This is a genomic window from Streptomyces sp. CA-250714 (genome assembly GCF_050936705.1).
Classification (GTDB): Bacteria; Actinomycetota; Actinomycetes; order Streptomycetales; family Streptomycetaceae; genus Streptomyces.
Genome location: NZ_JBNJMI010000002.1, coordinates 2,251,143 through 2,266,853, shown reverse-complemented (window position 1 = coordinate 2,266,853; position 15,711 = coordinate 2,251,143). Strand labels below are relative to the sequence as shown.

Annotated in this window: 13 protein-coding genes; 6 read left to right on the top strand and 7 right to left on the bottom strand. The window is 71.4% G+C overall.

The window, feature by feature from the left end; all coding sequences use genetic code 11:
• Positions 1–272 precede the first annotated feature (272 nt).
• Entirely contained in the window at positions 273–1,442 is a 1,170-nt protein-coding gene (locus ACQEU8_RS29030; RefSeq protein WP_433106246.1) for a steroid 3-ketoacyl-CoA thiolase, read from the top strand.
• A 316-nt stretch (positions 1,443–1,758) separates the two neighbouring features.
• Here the strand turns inward: ACQEU8_RS29030 and ACQEU8_RS29025 are convergent, their stop codons facing one another.
• The 7 genes from ACQEU8_RS29025 to ACQEU8_RS28995 form a co-directional block, all read right to left on the bottom strand.
• Complete coding sequence (locus ACQEU8_RS29025) at positions 1,759–2,334, bottom strand: TetR/AcrR family transcriptional regulator (RefSeq protein ID WP_433106244.1); 576 nt, start codon at positions 2,332–2,334, stop codon at positions 1,759–1,761.
• Between the two features lie 517 nt (positions 2,335–2,851).
• Entirely contained in the window at positions 2,852–3,724 is an 873-nt protein-coding gene (locus ACQEU8_RS29020) for an ECF transporter S component (RefSeq protein ID WP_433106242.1), read from the bottom strand.
• A complete protein-coding gene (locus ACQEU8_RS29015) occupies positions 3,721–5,424 on the bottom strand; it encodes an ABC transporter ATP-binding protein (protein ID WP_433106240.1) in 1,704 nt (567 codons plus the stop codon). The genes ACQEU8_RS29020 and ACQEU8_RS29015 overlap by 4 nt, the downstream gene beginning before the upstream one ends.
• Positions 5,421–6,884 carry a CbiQ family ECF transporter T component gene (locus tag ACQEU8_RS29010; protein WP_433106238.1) on the bottom strand — a complete coding sequence of 488 codons (1,464 nt, stop codon included), beginning with the start codon at positions 6,882–6,884 and terminating at the stop codon, positions 5,421–5,423. The genes ACQEU8_RS29015 and ACQEU8_RS29010 overlap by 4 nt, the downstream gene beginning before the upstream one ends.
• Positions 6,885–6,887: 3 nt before the next feature.
• Positions 6,888–7,655 carry an SCO2322 family protein gene (locus ACQEU8_RS29005; protein ID WP_433106236.1) on the bottom strand — a complete coding sequence of 256 codons (768 nt, stop codon included), beginning with the start codon at positions 7,653–7,655 and terminating at the stop codon, positions 6,888–6,890.
• 68 nt (positions 7,656–7,723) lie between these two features.
• Positions 7,724–9,118 (bottom strand): prenyltransferase/squalene oxidase repeat-containing protein, encoded by a 1,395-nt coding sequence (locus tag ACQEU8_RS29000; RefSeq protein WP_433106234.1) that lies wholly within the window; start codon positions 9,116–9,118, stop codon positions 7,724–7,726.
• Positions 9,119–9,531: 413 nt separating this feature from the next.
• Positions 9,532–10,605: an MBL fold metallo-hydrolase gene (locus ACQEU8_RS28995; RefSeq protein WP_433106232.1), complete on the bottom strand. Its 1,074-nt coding sequence runs from the start codon at positions 10,603–10,605 to the stop codon at positions 9,532–9,534.
• 169 nt (positions 10,606–10,774) lie between these two features.
• Between ACQEU8_RS28995 and ACQEU8_RS28990 the strand changes: the two genes are divergently transcribed.
• The 5 genes from ACQEU8_RS28990 (at position 10,775) to ACQEU8_RS28970 (ending at position 15,602) form a co-directional block, all read left to right on the top strand.
• Complete coding sequence (locus tag ACQEU8_RS28990; protein WP_433106230.1) at positions 10,775–12,292, top strand: aldehyde dehydrogenase; 1,518 nt, start codon at positions 10,775–10,777, stop codon at positions 12,290–12,292.
• 81 nt (positions 12,293–12,373) lie between these two features.
• Positions 12,374–12,607: a ferredoxin gene (locus tag ACQEU8_RS28985; protein WP_433106228.1), complete on the top strand. Its 234-nt coding sequence runs from the start codon at positions 12,374–12,376 to the stop codon at positions 12,605–12,607.
• Positions 12,608–12,781: 174 nt separating this feature from the next.
• Positions 12,782–14,329: a helix-turn-helix domain-containing protein gene (locus ACQEU8_RS28980; RefSeq protein WP_433106226.1), complete on the top strand. Its 1,548-nt coding sequence runs from the start codon at positions 12,782–12,784 to the stop codon at positions 14,327–14,329.
• Positions 14,330–14,816: 487 nt separating this feature from the next.
• Positions 14,817–15,128: a hypothetical protein gene (locus ACQEU8_RS28975; protein WP_433106224.1), complete on the top strand. Its 312-nt coding sequence runs from the start codon at positions 14,817–14,819 to the stop codon at positions 15,126–15,128.
• Positions 15,129–15,188: 60 nt separating this feature from the next.
• Positions 15,189–15,602 (top strand): hypothetical protein, encoded by a 414-nt coding sequence (locus tag ACQEU8_RS28970; protein WP_433106222.1) that lies wholly within the window; start codon positions 15,189–15,191, stop codon positions 15,600–15,602.
• The last annotated feature ends 109 nt before the right edge of the window (positions 15,603–15,711 follow it).

Genomic DNA, 15,711 nt, shown 5'->3' with positions numbered 1-15,711 from the left:
CGGGTGGCCGAGGGTGTGCGGCTGGGTGGGCTGCGAGCGTGCGACGGAGTGGGCCGACAGTGGGCCTTCAGTGTGCGACGGAGTGGGCCGTGAACGTGCGATGCGGTGAGCCGCGAATGGGCCGCGAGTGTGCTTCGGGGTGGGCCGCGAGTGTGTTGCGGAGCGTGCAAGACCCTTGCGCGGCGGTGAGCGCGCTCCGCACACTGTCCGAAGAACTAGAACGCGTACTAGTTGTGCTGGTGGGGAGCCAGCCGGGCTGGAGAGGACGACTCATGGCCGCCGAACCCGTCATCGTCGAGGCAGTACGCACCCCCATCGGCAAGCGCTCCGGCGCCCTGGCCAATCTGCACCCCGCCTATCTGCTGGGCGAGACCTACCGCGAACTCCTCGGCCGCACCGGCATCCACGCCGACTGCGTCGAACAGATCGTCGGCGGCACCGTCACCCACGCCGGTGAACAGTCCATGAACCCGGCACGCAACGCCTGGCTGGCCGTCGGCCTGCCCTACGAGACCGCCGCCACCACCGTCGACTGCCAGTGCGGCTCCTCCCAGCAGGCCAACCACATGGTCGCCAACATGGTCGCCGCCGGCGTCATCGACATCGGCATCGGCTGCGGTGTGGAGGCCATGTCCCGGGTGCCGCTGGGCAGCGGCTCCAAGCACGGCCCCGGCAAACCCTGGCCGGACGAGTGGAACGTCGACCTGCCCAACCAGTTCGAGGCCGCCGAGCGCATCGCCCGCCACCGCGGCCTCACCCGCGAACGCGTCGACTCGCTCGGCCTCCTCTCCCAGGAACGCGCCGCCACCGCCTGGGCCGAGGAGCGCTTCAAGCGGGAGACCTTCGCCGTGCAGGTGCCCACCACCGAGGAGGAACAGGCCGCCGGACAAGGCATGTGGCGCTACGTTGACCGCGACGAGGGACTGCGCGACACCTCCATGGAAGCCCTCGCCACACTCAAACCCGTCATGCCCACCGCCGTGCACACCGCCGGGAACTCCTCGCAGATCTCCGACGGCGCAGCCGCCGTGATGTGGGCTTCCAAGCGCATGGCCCGCGCCCTGAAGCTCCGCCCCCGCGCCCGTACCGTCGCCCAGGCCCTGGTGGGTGCCGACCCGCACTTCCACCTGGACGGGCCCGTCGATGCCACCCGCGCCGTCCTCGGCAAGGCAGGGATGTCCCTCAAGGACATCGACCTCGTCGAGATCAACGAGGCGTTCGCCTCCGTCGTCCTCTCCTGGGCTCAGGTCTTCGAACAGGACCTGGAGAAGGTCAACGTCAACGGCGGAGCCATCGCGCTCGGCCACCCCGTCGGCGCGACCGGTGCCCGGCTCCTCACCACCGCGCTGCATGAACTCGAACGTACCGACAAGGAGTTCGCCCTGATCACCATGTGCGCGGGCGGCGCCCTGTCGACTGCCACCATTCTTCAGCGGCTGTAGTCGGCACCTTCGTTGAGTGAATGCGGCCTTGTCGGCGCGCCCCGTAAGGGGCGCGGGGAACTGCTCCCCTGGGGGCATCTCCCGGCCGGAGGCTGGGGGACTCCGGCCGGGAGGTGCCCCCACAAGCCACAACGAGCCCGCAGGCCGCGCGCGTCGGTCAGGGGCACCCCCTCACCGGAACACCGGCGAGGGCCGTACAAGATCCGCCGGGCAAGGCCAAGCCGCCTACGCGGGCTATGCCGACTACGGGGCCGCGTCGACCCGGCGGCGCCCTCTCTCACGCGCGACGGGCCCGCCAAGACCGCGGCCGCCACCCTCAGACGACCGGCGCCGCCTGCCCGTTCAGCAAGGTCTTCGCCGCGGACCGCGCATGCCGCGCCGGCGTAGGCGAGTCGGTGATGGAGGCATTGCTCATCGCCCCGTCGAGCAGCACGGCCAACTGGGAGGCGAGCCAATCCGGTTCCGCGGCGCCGGTCTCATGCGCGAGGTCGCGGAGGTAGTTGCGGACCGCGGCCTTGTGGTCGCGTACGGCGTCGACCACCCCCTGGGAGTCCGCGCCCAGTTCGCCGAAGGCGTTGATGAACGCGCAGCCGTGGAAGTCCGGCCCGTCGACCCAGTCGTAGAGCCAGTCGAAGACCGCCAGCACCCGCTCCTCGGGATCGGTGTGGCGGGCCACCCGCTCCTCGAGCGCGGTACGCGCCCACCGGTCGCGGCGCCGCAGATACGCTTCCACCAGGACGCCCTTGGACGGGAAGCACTTGTAGATCTTCTTCAGCGAGACGCCGGAGGCGTCGCGGATCCGGTCCATGCCCACGGCGTGCACGCCGTACTCGTAGAAGAGCGCGTCCGCCGCGCTGAGAATGCGAGCCTCGGTCGTGGCTTCGCTGTCCATGCTTCCCCGTTCTCCCCGTCTCCCCGTTGTTCCCCTCTGGTCTTGAGAACCGTCGTTCTCTACGATACAGTCTTACTCGACCGGAGAACGAGCGTTCTCCGGTCGACAACGGGGATCGAACGGGGGGCTCAAGCGTGACCGAGCAGACACTGCGGCAAAGGACAGGCTTGGGCGAGCTGGCGAGGACCGGGCTGCTCGCAGTCCCGGTCGTCGTCGGCGCACACGCCACGTCAGCAGCTTCGCCGCATGCGCCGTACTCGACGGCATTCACCGTCGGCTGCAGGCCACTTCACGCGCCGACCCCTCGGCGCACAGCGTCGTACGCGGAGCAGATATCCGGCCGACCCAGCGCCGGCGCCCGCGACTGATCACTGAATCGTCCCGGAGCACCCGGAGCCGACACGAGTCGGTGCACCCGGTGCGGTTCGGGAGAGAAGCCGCGAGTCCGCGCATACGGAAGGGCTCGCCCTAGGGCCCGTGTTCCTGCCCGTCGGGGTCGGGCAGGAACACGGGAGCCTTACTTCCCGGCGCCCTCATGACCACCGTCCGTGAACACCGGCGAGGCGCCGAAGGCCGCACGCCGGGTGGCCCGGCGCAGTGCGCGCAGCACCGTACCGCCCAGCGTCAGTGTCAGCACCACGGTGAGCAGCGCTCGCGGCACGTCCCAGCCGAGGGAGGTGGCCAGCACATAGGCACCGTATCGGGCCAGATTTTCCCGGAGGGGGTCACCCGGCACGAACGAGATGCCGGAGCCGAGGCCCCCGATGTACGGCCAGCCCTGAAGATTCATGATCAAGCCGTAGAGCAGTGCGGAGACAGCCCCGTAGACGGCAAGGAGGAGAAGTTCACGCCGACCCCGCAACGTGGCGGGCGCGGGTAGCAGACCGGCTCCCATGGAAACCCAGCCCATGGTGAGCATCTGGAAGGGCATCCACGGGCCCACTCCACCGGTGAGCAGGGCCCCGGCGAACATCGAGACGGCACCCAGCACGAATCCGAAGCCCGGCCCCAGCACCCGGCCGGAGAGCACCATCAGGAAGAACATCGGCTCCAGACCCGCGGTCCCCGCGCCCAGCGGCCGCAGCGCGGCACCGGCCGCGGCCAGCACGCCCAGCATGGCCACGGCCTTGGCATCCAGTCCGGTCTCGGAGACGGTCGCCACGGCGACGGCAAGTAGAAGGGGGAGCAGCGCGGCGAAGAGCCAGGGCGCGTCCTGCGAGTGCGCCAGCCCGGAGGTCCGCTCGGCCAGCAGGGGCCAGGCGAACGCGACCACACCCGTGGCGCTGGTAAGAGCCAGCGCGGCAACGGACTTCGGCCCCAGCCGAACCGCCCGCACCGCCGGGGCCGTTGAGGCTACCTCGGCCGTTCCGCCGGTAGAACGGGGAATCACAGCGCCTCCCTCACCTGGCTGACGGTCAGCCAGGGCTGGGGAGCGAGGATCTTGGAAACCTGCGGGGCGTACGCGGGTGAGGAGGTGACGACCTCGTCTGTGGGACCGTCGGCCACGGTCTCGCCTTGGGCGAGGATGACGACGCGGTGTGCCAACTCGGCCACGAGCTCGACATCGTGGGTGGCCAACACGATGGCGTGGCCCTGGCCGGCCAGTTCCCGCAGGAGTGTGACCAGCCGCGCCTTGGCGGCGTAGTCCAGTCCTCGGGTGGGCTCGTCCAACAGCAACAGCGGTGGCCGGGCCGTCAGGATGATCGACAGGGCGAGGGCCAGCCGTTGGCCCTCCGACAGATCGCGGGGGTGAGTGGTGTCAGGGATATCCGGAAGCAGCCGGGAGACCAGTGCACGGCAGGTGCCGGGCGCGGCATCCGCGTCGGCCTCGGCGGTCCGGCACTCATGGGCGACGGTGTCCGCGTAGAGCAGATCGCGCGGCTCCTGCGGGACGAGACCGGCGTGCCGCAGCAGCTCGGCCGGGCGCGTACGGTGCGGTGCCCTTCCGCCGACGGTGACCTGGCCGGAGGTGGGCCGGTGCATCCCGACGAGGGTGTTCAACAGGGTGGATTTCCCTGCACCGTTGCGCCCCATGAGCGCCACGATCTCCCCGGCGTGCAGCGAGAGGGACACATCGTGCAGGGCGGTGACCCGGTCGCGGACGAGGGTGAGCCGGGAAACCTCGGCGAGCGGCGCCGCGTCCCGGGGGAGTGACCGCGGGGCCCCACCGGAGGGCTGCGGGGTGCCGGGGGTGGCCGCGGGGGAGAGGCGGGTGGCCAGGCGTTCGCGGAGTGGGGCGGCCCGGCGGCGGGCGTCCCGCACGGAGAGCGGGAGTGGGTCCCACCCGGCCAGTTCCCCCAACTCCACCACGGGTGGCCGCACGGGCGAGACCGCCAGCAGGTCGGCGGGGTCCCCGAGCCGTGCCGTGCCGAGCCTTGCCGCCCCGAGCCGGGCCGTGCCGGGGCGGGACGGGGCGTCCGGTTCGGAGCGGGCGCCGTCGGGCGCCAGGAGCAGCACCTTGTCCGCGTACTGCACCACGCGCTCCAGTCGGTGCTCGGCCATCAGGACGGTGGTGCCCAGGTCGTGGACCAGCCGTTGGAGGACGGCCAGTACCTCTTCGGCGGCGGGCGGGTCGAGCGCGGAGGTGGGTTCGTCGAGTATGAGCACCTTCGGGTGCGGGGTGAGTACGGAGCCGATGGCCACGCGCTGTTGCTGGCCGCCGGAGAGGGAGGCGATGGGGCGGTCACGTAGTTCGTTGAGGCCGAGCAGATCGAGGGTCTCCTCCACACGGCGGCGCATGGTGCCCGGGGGAAGGCCCAAGGACTCCATGCCGTAGGCCAGTTCGTCCTCGACGGTGTCGGTGACAAAGTGGGCGAGCGGGTCCTGGCCCACGGTGCCGACGATGTCGGCGAGTTCGCGGGGCTTGTGGGTACGGGTGTCGCGGCCCGCCACGGTCACCCGGCCGTGCAGGGTGCCGCCGGTGAAGTGCGGGACCAGGCCCGGGACGGTGCCCAGCAGGGTGGACTTGCCAGCGCCGCTCGGTCCGATGAGCAGGCACAGTTCGCCCTCCGGGATATGGGCGCCCACCACGGGGAGGGCTGGGGCGGCCGCGCCGTCGTGGACGACGGTGACCTGGTCGAAGGTGATCACTGTGGGCTCTCCTCGTCGTGCTGTCGGCCTCGGAGCGCCCGCGCGGAACGGGGCCGGGGCACACCCTCCTCGTGCGTTGTCCTCCCGGCGGTGCGGAGGAGTTCGCCGGACGCGGCCGGGCTGGACGGCGCGCCAGGTGTTCCCGGTGTGCCGCCGCTGGATTCACGGGAGTTCGGGGCGGGGGCGAGGACTGCGGGGAGGAGGCCGAGGAGGACGGCGGCGCCGGGCCAGAGGGGCAGTTGGGGCGCGGCGAGCGGGACGGCCGGGGGGTTCAGCGGTTCGGGAAGTGCGTCGGCGGCCACGATCATCAGGGCGGCGACGGCGGCACCGGATGCCGAGACCAGCCAGGCGCGTGCCCCCCAGCGGTCGGGGCGGTAACGGGTGCGGGCCGCTCGTTTGCCGCCCAGCCACAGCCCGGCCAGGGCGAGGGCCAGCCCCGTCAGCAGTACGGGCAGGCCGAATCCCGCACCTTCGGCGGCCAACAGACCGTAGGTGCCCGTGCAGACGCCGAGCAGTCCGCCGAGGGTCAGCGCGGTGGTGGTGCGCCGTACGGCGGCCGGTACCTGTGCCGTACGGCCGTAACCGCGTGCATCCATCGCCGCCGCGAGCGCCACCGAGCGCTCCAACGCGCCCTCCAGCACCGGCAGTCCGACCTGGAGCACGCCGCGCAGCCCGCGGTCGTCGCGCCCCCGCAGCCGGCGCGCCGCCCGTAGCCGTCGTACGTCGGCGACGAGGTTGGGGGCGAACGTCATCGCCACCACCACCGCGACGCCGGCCTCGTACAGGGCGCCGGGCAGCGACTTGAGCAGCCGGGCCGGGTTGGCGAGCGCGTTGGCGGCGCCGACGCAGACCAGCAGGGTCGCCAGTTTGAGCCCGTCGTACAGCGCGAAGACCATGCCCTCCGCCGTGACCCGCCCGCCGATCCGCACCCCGCGTGCCCACTCGGGCAGCGGCACCTCGGGCAGTTCGGCGAGCACATGGCTGCCGGGGATGGGGGAGCCGAGGAAGAACGCGAAGACGAGGCGGATGGCGAGTACGAGGATGCCCAGCTTGAGGAACGCGGTGTAGGAGCGGGCCCAGGGGGCGTCGGTGCGGCGTACGGCGACGACATAGCCCGCCACCACGATCAGCAGGGCGAGGAGGAGGGGGTTGGTGGTGCGGGAGGCGGCGGTGGCCAGGCCCAGGGCCCACAGCCACCAGGCGCCCGGGTGGAGAGCGGTGCTGCGGGTGGAGAGCGGTGCTCTCGGAAGAGAGCGGCGTGCCGGCCTGGCTCTGGCTGCCGCGCCCGTTCGCTTTGTGAGCAGTGCTCTCGGGAGGGAGCGGTGTGCTGGCCCGGCTCCGGCTGCCCCGCCCGTCCCCTTGGTGAGCGGTGCTCTCGGGAGAGAGCGGTGCGCCGGCCCGGCCGCCACTGTCGCGCCCGTCCGCTTTGTGAGCAGTGCTCTCGGTGTGGAGCGGTGCATCGGTCAGTGCCTTCGGCGGCGCGCCTGCCAGAGGGCCGCGGCGCCGAGGATGCCCACGGCGGCGACACCCGCGGTCACGCCCAGTCCCGTCGAGATGCCGTCGTCCTGGCCGCCGTTGCCGGCCTTGCCGCCTTCGCTCTCGCCTCGTCCGTCACCCGAGCCGCTTCCGTCGCGCTGCTCACTCTTGCTGTTCTCCTTTGCCTGCTCGCCGCAGCCCTTGGCGGGGTAGTGGTCGATGGCGCACAGCAGGGCTTGGGAGTTGTAGCGCAGCGGGGTGGCGACCTTGGTGAGGGCGTCGGCTGCGGTGCCGTTGGCCGGTATGCGCGCGCAGCCGGTATGGGGAGCGGGCGGGGACTTGGGTTCGCCCTCGGGGGCGTCGGCGCGGGTGCCGAAGTCGATGCGGACGGCGACCCGTTTGCTGCCCGCCTTGGGCGTCGTCTTGGCGCAGGCGTCGGCGAAGGTGACGGCGCCGCGGGGTTTGTCGGCCTGCTGGGAGTTCTCGCTCAGAGCGAACCGGAAGCCCAGGGTGTCGCCGTCCGCGGGGCGCTCGGTGGCCGGCCCCTCGGTGGCGTACGACCAGGAACCGTCCTCCTTCCGGTGCCAGAACGACCAGTAGCGGTAGCCGTCGGTGTTGGCGGCCGGGTGCGCGGCGGCCCATGTGGCGGCGGTTGCGGAGACGGTTGTTGCGGGTGCGGGTGCGGTTGCCGTCGCGGAGGCGTTCTCCGTGGTGCCCGGGAGCAGGAACAGGGCGGTGAGGACGGCGGCCTGCACGGTTATCGCAGTTCCCCGGACTCCCCGGCGGACTCCGAGCCGGGGAGACCTCCGTCGTGCCCGGGCCCTCACAACTGCTGCCTCTTGCGGCGGCCGCTCAGCAGGATGCCGAAGCCGGCACCGACGGCGAGGCCAACCAGGACGAAGGCCCAGACGGGGATGGTGGCGCCGTCGTCCTTCTTGTCGGAGGACGAGGAGCCGGCGTCGTCGGCCGGCATCTTGGCGGGCTTCGGGCCGGTGTCGTTGAGGCGGGAGAGGAGGTTGGTGCCGCCGAGCTCGGTGGGGTCACCGCCTGCGGCGCGGGAGGCGAGCATGAGGGAGCTGATGGCGGCGGGATCGTTCTTGGACTTGTCCCACTTGTCGAGGTTCTTCGCGAGCCAGTTCAGAGAGGACGTGGCCGGATTCCGGTGGCCGCCCGCGGCCAGCGCGATCACGGCGTCCGCGGTGTTCGCGTAGTCGGGCTGCTCCTTGTCGGCCCCGGGCGTCACCGAGCTGAAGTGGCCGCCCTCCTTCTTCAGCGTGGCGGCCAGATACGCGGCGCCGGCGTCCGCTGCTCCCTCGCGTCCGCCCGGAACGCCCTTTCCGCTCTTCTCGCTGCCCGAGGCGCACTTCAGCGGCTCGACCGGCTTGTCCCCGGCGCCCTTGGAGTCCTTCGCCAACGGTTCGGGCAGTGCGCCCTCGCCCAGCGCGGCGAGCGAGGCGGCGGCGGTGGCGTCGTTGTTCGGGGTGAGCCTGCCCTTCTTGTCCTGCTGGTAGGCGAAGGCGCCCTGCTGGCCCGGGGCGTCCTCGATGCCCTTGGAGCCGCAGCTGAGCTGGAAGGACAGCAGCGCGTCGTAGGGGGATTGGCCGCCCTGCGCGGTTGCCTTTGACGGGTCCTTGCCCGCGGCGTGCAGGGCGCCGATGACCAGCGAGGTGGAGTTCGCGTCCGAGGCGGCACGCGGCGCGCTGCCCCAGCCGCCGTCCTTGTTCTGCACCGAGGTCAGCCACTCCACCGCCTCCCGCACCACCTCGCTGCGGCCGCCGACGGCTGCCAGCGCCTGGACGGCGAGGGCGGTCGCGTTGGTGTCGGAGGGGGTGGCGTCCGGGTCGCACTTCTTCCCGGCCTCGGCGCGGTACGCGGTGAACGAGCCGTCGGCGCACTGCTGTTCGGCGAGCCAGTCCACGGCCTTCTTCGCGGGTACGGCGCCTGCGCCGTCCAGCGCGAGCAGCGCCATCGACTGCCGCCATACGCCGTCGTACTTCGGGTCGGCCGTCCCGTAGAGACCGTCCGGCAGCTTGGCCGGCTTCGCGGCGACGGCGGGTGCGGCGGCCGCGGCGGGTGCGGCGACCGTCGCGGTGGGCGCCGCGGATGTGGCGGGCGCGGCGGATGCCAGGGACGGGGCGGCGGATGCCACGGGTGCGGCTGTCGCGCACAGCACGGTGGCGGCGGCGAGGACCGTGGCGCGGCGGCGGCGCGGTGACATTGCGAGTGCCTTTCGGTGACGGAAGGAGCGGACCGCAGCCGGGCACGGCCGCCCCGCCGACGGGACTCGCGATGACGCGTCCCGCACCGCGGCGCACCGGGCTCGGCTCCGTATACCTCGACGGGCCGGTGGCCTGGTTCGGCCACAGGAGCCCACCTCCGCCCGGGTGCTCCGGCTCGCGGCCTGCCGTTCGTGCGCGTGCGCCGGGTCGCGGGATACGACCGCGGCCGACGTACGGCGACGAGGTGGCGGACCGCTCACGGTTGCGGGTCAGCGCCGGATTCGCACCGGCTTCCCCTCGGTCGGAGGCGTTGTCTGGCTGTCGGCCACTGTAGCCGGACCGCCAACCCGGCCGTTCCGTCGGGCCGGTCCCGCTTCGTCCGGGGTGTCAGCCGGTGGCACGGTCCGGGGTGTCAGTCGGTGGCGCGGTAGGTGACCGGGGTGCTGCCGGGGACGGCTTCGGCGTGGCCGAGCTTGACCAGGTGGCGCAGATGGGCCTCGGCCTCGGCCACGGCGATGTTGCGGGAGCCGAACGGGATCTCCTCCCAGGGGCGGTTCCAGCGCATGGCCTCGGCGAGCTGCCAGGGGGTGAGGTCCCGCTCCGAGAGCAGCGCTCTCAGATCGGAGAGGCGCTCTGCATGGTGAGCGGTGAGCTCGTCGACGCGGGCCTGCGCATCCGGGAACGCGTACTGATGCGCGGGCAGTACCTCGGCGGGCCGCAGCCTGGCGACGCGCTCCAGGGAGTCGAGATAGTCGCCGAGCGGATCGGTGATCTCGTCGCTGTCCGGGTCCTCGTACAGGCCGATGTGCGGACTGATCGTCGGCAGCAGGTGATCGCCGGAGAACAGCCGCCCTGCCCGGCCCGGGCCGCCGGGGTGCTGCTCCTCCAGGTGCAGGCATACATGTCCCGGTGTGTGCCCCGGAGTCCAGACCGCGCGCAGCCGCCGGCCCGGCAGGGCGAGCAGTTCGTTGGGCTCTATCTCCCGGTCGGGCAGTACGGCCCGTGCCCCGGGCAGTGTGCCGCCGCGGCCTTCGGCGAGGGCCGTGCGCAGCGGTGCCGTATGCGTGTCCGGGGCGCCGGCCGCCGCGAGCTTCTCGGCGAGGTAGCCGAGCCACTGGCCCCGGTCCGAGCTGCGGGTACGGCGGACGATGGCGGCGTCCGCCGCGTGCATGGCGATCCAGGCGCCCGACTCCTCCCGTACCCGCGCCGAGAGGCCGTGGTGGTCGGGGTGGTGGTGGGTGACGAGCACACCGTGCAGTGCGTCGACGGAGGTGCCGCACGCGGCGAGCCCGTCGGCGAGGGTCTGCCAGGAGGCGGGGTCGTCCCAGCCGGTGTCGACCAGCACGGGTCCCGCGTCCGTCTCGATCACATGGACGAGGGTGTGTCCGAGGGGGTTGTCAGGGATGGGTACGGGGATGCTCCAGATCCCGCCCCCGTGGTCGGTGACCTGCGGTCCGTGGTCGACGGCCTTCGGTCCGTTCGTCATGGGCGGCGGCTCCCCCGGGTTCCGTGCGCGGTTGTGACGGCCGGCGGTCCGGCAGAGGCATTGTCCCCTAGAACTAGAACTGGTACTAGTTCTGATGCGCTGTCAGGAAAGTGTCGGGCGTCACAGCACCGCGGCTGCCGAAGGCCGGCGGGAGAGGGAGGGCACGCTCATGACGGACACCCCCAGCAACCCCAACGGCCTTGGCGGTCTTGCCGACCCGGGCGGAAGCGGCGGCGGCATCGCGTACGCCGAGCACCGGCAGCTCTACATCGGCGGCACCTTCACCGACCCGGCCGGCAACGAGGCCATCGAGGTGGTCTCGCCGCACACCGAGCAGCCCATCGGCCGCGTCCCGCACGCCGCACGGGAGGACGTCGACCGCGCCGTACGCGCCGCCCGCGAGTCCTTCGACTCCGGCGTATGGGCGCAGCGCCCGCTGGCCGAACGGATCGAGACCGTCACCCGTATCAAGGACGCGTTCGCCGCGCGCAGCGAGGAGATCGCCAAGGTCATCAGCGCACAGAACGGCACCCCGTACACCTCCGCCGTCATGGTCCAGTCCCTCGCCGCGATGATGGTGTGGGACGCCGCCCTCAAGATCGCCGCCGACTTCCCGTACGAGGAACGCAGGGCCGGGGTGCTCGGCCCGCTGCTGGTGCGCCGGGAGCCGGTGGGTGTGGTGGCGGCCGTGGTGCCGTGGAACGTGCCCCAGTTCACCGCCGCGGCGAAGCTGGCGCCCGCGCTGCTGTCCGGCTGCTCGGCGATCCTGAAGGTCTCGCCGGAGACCCCGCTGGACGCCTATCTGCTGGCCGAGATCGCCGACGAGGCCGGGCTGCCCCCGGGCGTGCTGTCGATCCTGCCGGCCGACCGCGAGGTGAGCGAGTACCTGGTCGGGCACCCGGGCGTCGACAAGGTGTCCTTCACCGGCTCGGTGGCCGCTGGCAAGCGGGTCATGGAGGTGGCAGCGCGCAATCTGACGCGGGTCACCCTGGAGTTGGGCGGCAAGTCGGCCGCCGTCATCCTGCCCGACGCCGACCTGGACGCGGCCGTCGCCGGCATCACCCCGTTCGCCTGGATGATCAACGGCCAGGCGTGCGTGGCCCAGACCCGGATCCTCGCGCCGCGCAGCCACTACGACGAGATCGCCGAGCGCTTCAAGGCCGCCGCCGACGCGCTGACCGTCGGCGACCCGCTCGACCCGGCCACCGAGGTGGGCCCCCTGGTCGCCGAACGCCAGCGTCGCCGCTCCCTCGACTACATCGCCCTCGGCCAGGAGGAGGGCGCCAAGGTCCTCGCGGGCGGGGGTAGGCCGGAGTACATGCCGACCGGCTGGTATGTCGAACCCACCCTCTTCGGCGACGTCGACAACTCCATGCGCATCGCCCGCGAGGAGATCTTCGGCCCCGTCATCTGTCTGCTGCCGTACGACGACGAAGAACAGGCGGTCGGCATCGCCAACGACTCCGACTACGGCCTCTCCGGCAGCGTATGGACCGCCGACACCGAACACGGCATCGATGTCGCCCGCCGCGTCCGCACCGGTACCTACTCCGTCAACACCTTCAGCCTCGACATGTTCGGCCCGTTCGGCGGCTACAAGAACTCCGGCATCGGCCGCGAGTTCGGCCCCGAGGGATACGCCGAGTATCTGGAGCACAAGATGATCCACCTGCCCGCGGACGCCTGAGTCCGCCTGCGGGAGAGGCGACAGGGAGTGACAATCGGGAGAGGCAACCGGGAGAGTCAACCAGGAGGAGACGAAGCGCCGATGGCTGACCGCTGGCACGTCGAGGTGGACCGGGAACTGTGCATCGGCTCGGGGATGTGTGTGGGCGGCGCGCCGGAGGAGTTCCGGCTGGACGCCGCCCGCCAGTCCCACCCCGTCAGCCCCGACCGCGAACCCTGTGAAGAGGTACTGGCCGCCGCCGAGACCTGCCCCGCCGAGGCCATTTCCATCACCCTCGCCAGTACGGGCGAGCCGGTGTTCCCACCGGAGGAGTGACGCCGCGCCTGCCAATTGCCGTACGTACCGCGGAAGTCCGAAGCGGACGAAGTTCGAAGTGGACGCGGAAGTCCGAAGTGGACGCGGAAGTCCGCAGTGGAGCTGGACAGCGCTTCGCAGCCGGGGCGCAATGGTGAAGGCAGGCAGGGGAGCTCACACGGAGGGCTGGGGGCCGTGGTGGACGTGGCGGATGAGCGCTGGTACGCCCGAGGACTCGACGGATTGCTGCGTGAGGTGAGACGTCAGGCATCCCGCGGAACCGAACCGAATCTGCGGGACATCCTGGGCCGGCTGCACCGGCAGACCGGCGCACACGTCGGGCTGGTCGAGGACGACGCCGCCACGCTGTGGTCGTCCACCGCGGGCTTTCCGGAGCAGATTCTGCGTCCGCTCGCCACGCTGCTCACGCGATTATCCGGCGGGCAGCTGGCCGCGGCCGCCACCCAGATCGACGCGTGGCACGTGCACTGCGAAGCCCTCGGTACGCCCGAGTCACGCCTGCTGCTGGTGGCTGCCGCCCGGTCGGCGCCGAGCCCGGAGGCGGTGGCGCTGATCTCGCACGCGGGCAGCGTCATCACACTCCTGCGCCACGGCAAGAACGGCGAACGGACCTGGCGTGCCTTCCAGTACAAGGCACGCCAGTTGCGGTTCGCGGTGCTCTCGGCGCTGCTGGCGGGAGAGCCAGTACTGGCCCGCCGTATGACAACCGGTGCCGTTCCACCGCTGCTGGAGGCCGACCGGCTACGGGTCCATCTGCTGCACTGCCCGCCGGCCGACCGCGACCGGGTCGAGCGGGCCCATCAGGATCCCTCCGGCTACCACGGCCGGGACCTGATGGTGCAGTGCCCCGTCTTCAAGGAGCACCTGATCTGTCTCGTCGCCGACGACGCCGACGATGCCGACCACGCCGACGATCGGGACGCGGACAGCCCCGGCGGCCGGGACGCGGACGGTCCTGGCGGCCGGGTCGGCGGCCGGGGCGAAGCGCTGCGCCGTCTGGTTCGGGACAACCCCGGCTATGCGCTGGGTGTCAGCGCCCCGCATCCGCTCGACGCGACAGCCGGGGCCTACAGCCAGGCCGCGCACGCCCTGGCCGCCGCCCGCACCTCGTCCGGCCGAGTGGCCTTCTACCAGGGGCAGACGCCGCTGGACGGTCTCCTGCCCCGCCGCGCCGCTCTCACCTGGGCCCGTGTCCTACTGCGCCCGCTGGACTCCCTCCCGACGACCACCGTCAACATCACCCGCTTTCTCATGGGCATGCCCCGTGCGGCTGTGGCCCGTCTGCTCGACCTCAGCCGCAACACAGTCACCGCGCACATCACTCGCGCCGAACAGGCCCTGGGCCTGGACCTGTCCGATGTCCGCTCCCGCGCCGCCGTCCACCTGGCCCTCGCCCTCACCAGCGGCGCCACCACCCCCGAACCGGACGAGAATCAGCCGCCCCCGGCCCTGGACGACTTGCTGCGCGGCGAACGCGCGGGCGCCTGGGCCCGAACGTTCCTTAGGCCGCTGCACGACCCGCAGCGCCGCACCTTGCAGGCCTGGATCGACGCCAACACCGACGCCCAGCAGGCCGCCCGGAGTATCGGCATCAGCCGCAACACCGTACGGGCCCACCTGCGCACCGCCGAAGCCCGGCTCGGCCGTGATCTGCTGACCACGGGCGGCGGAATCCACGATGTCGTCCACGCCCTCCACATCACCGCCCTCCGGACCGTCTGAGCACCGTGCACAAATAGGCCCAGGAGTTGAGCACCGTGCACATTGGCCGTGGGCCACGTCGTCTTCTACGGTCTTTCTGACGGACCTTCTCTGCAACAGCGCCGAACAGACTGGGCAATTGAGGTCGACGGTCAAGGGGGAATTCTGCATGAAACACAGAACGGTTGCATTACGCGGCACCGCGACTGCGGCTGCGGCTGCCGGTGGCCGAGCCGGCAAGTCATTCACCGTAATTGCCTTCACTGCCACGTTACTTGCGGCGACGGGGGCCGTCGACCCCGCCTTCGCCCAGGAAGGTCGGCCTCAGGACTCGGCAAATGTCTGGCCGGGTCCCGACCCTCGGGAGGGGCCGGGTCCGCTGACGGTAGCGGGGCGCACATATCCCGACGAGCTCCATCGGCCGGACGACAACCAGCCCGACGCTCCTTCAGAGGGGGCGGACGAGGGCAAGGGCGGCCCATGCGCGGGTGAGACACAGGGGCATCGGGTGAAGACCTATAACGGCGTCGAGCAAGAGAGCACCATGCCCCTGAGGTGCGGACGATGGGACCCGGACACCGGTGGTTGGGGCAAACGGAAACTTGACGCGAAGAACCGCTGGGACGCCTGGTGGGACGGAATGATCGGTACCACGCTGCAGAATCCGGACGACGTGGATCGCGCAGGTACGAGCAAGACGTACAAGAGCGAGTGGTTCGAGGAGTGCAATCCGGAATACCGCTTCATCGTCGTCACCGAGACAAAGCAATACGGCGACGGCAAGCAGGGTGTGATCAACGCCTACAAACTTTACCGGTGAAAAACCGTAACAACACGCGCAGTTCCAGTCGGGAACCCGGTATTCGAATGGGGGGAAACCATGATTCTCAAGCGTACGTTTCAGACCGCCGGTGTCGCCGTTGCCGCACTGGCGACCTCCTTGGCCATGGCCACCAGTGCCCATGCCGCGGACCACAAAGTGAACACCACCGACGACCGCCCCGGCGGCAAACTCACTTTCACCCGGAACGGTGACGTGGTGGAGGTCTGCGACGAGCAGGAGGACGGCTGGCGCGCGGTCGGTTACGTCATCAACCCCGACGGCAGCTACCGCTACGTGATGGCCGCCGGCGGAAGTGGAACCTGCCTCACCAAAGGCGCCGCCGACGGGTCGCCGTGGAACCTCAACGAGAACAAGACGTACACATTCCGGATCTGCCTGGACCACGACAAGCCCGAACCCAGTGACGACCGCTTCTGCAACTCGCGGAAGTGGCGGGCCGGGGCGGGCTGACCGGCTGTTGCCCGACGCCGAGGCCGGGACGGCCTCTCCCAGTTGAGTGGCGGGGCGGTGTACGGGGGGCACCGTCCCGCCGCCGCTGGGGCCGGTATCCCGTTGCCGA

Excerpts from the sequence above, each read along its gene's own strand:
- ACQEU8_RS28970 (WP_433106222.1), top strand. The coding sequence starts at position 15,189 with ATGATTCTCAAGCGTACGTTTCAGACCGCCGGTGTCGCCGTTGCCGCA.
- ACQEU8_RS28990 (WP_433106230.1), top strand. The coding sequence starts at position 10,775 with ATGACGGACACCCCCAGCAACCCCAACGGCCTTGGCGGTCTTGCCGAC.
- ACQEU8_RS29000 (WP_433106234.1), bottom strand. The coding sequence starts at position 9,118 with ATGTCACCGCGCCGCCGCCGCGCCACGGTCCTCGCCGCCGCCACCGTG.
- ACQEU8_RS28985 (WP_433106228.1), top strand. The coding sequence starts at position 12,374 with ATGGCTGACCGCTGGCACGTCGAGGTGGACCGGGAACTGTGCATCGGC.
- ACQEU8_RS29030 (WP_433106246.1), top strand. The coding sequence starts at position 273 with ATGGCCGCCGAACCCGTCATCGTCGAGGCAGTACGCACCCCCATCGGC.
- ACQEU8_RS29025 (WP_433106244.1), bottom strand. The coding sequence starts at position 2,334 with ATGGACAGCGAAGCCACGACCGAGGCTCGCATTCTCAGCGCGGCGGAC.
- ACQEU8_RS29010 (WP_433106238.1), bottom strand. The coding sequence starts at position 6,884 with ATGCACCGCTCCACACCGAGAGCACTGCTCACAAAGCGGACGGGCGCG.
- ACQEU8_RS28995 (WP_433106232.1), bottom strand. The coding sequence starts at position 10,605 with ATGACGAACGGACCGAAGGCCGTCGACCACGGACCGCAGGTCACCGAC.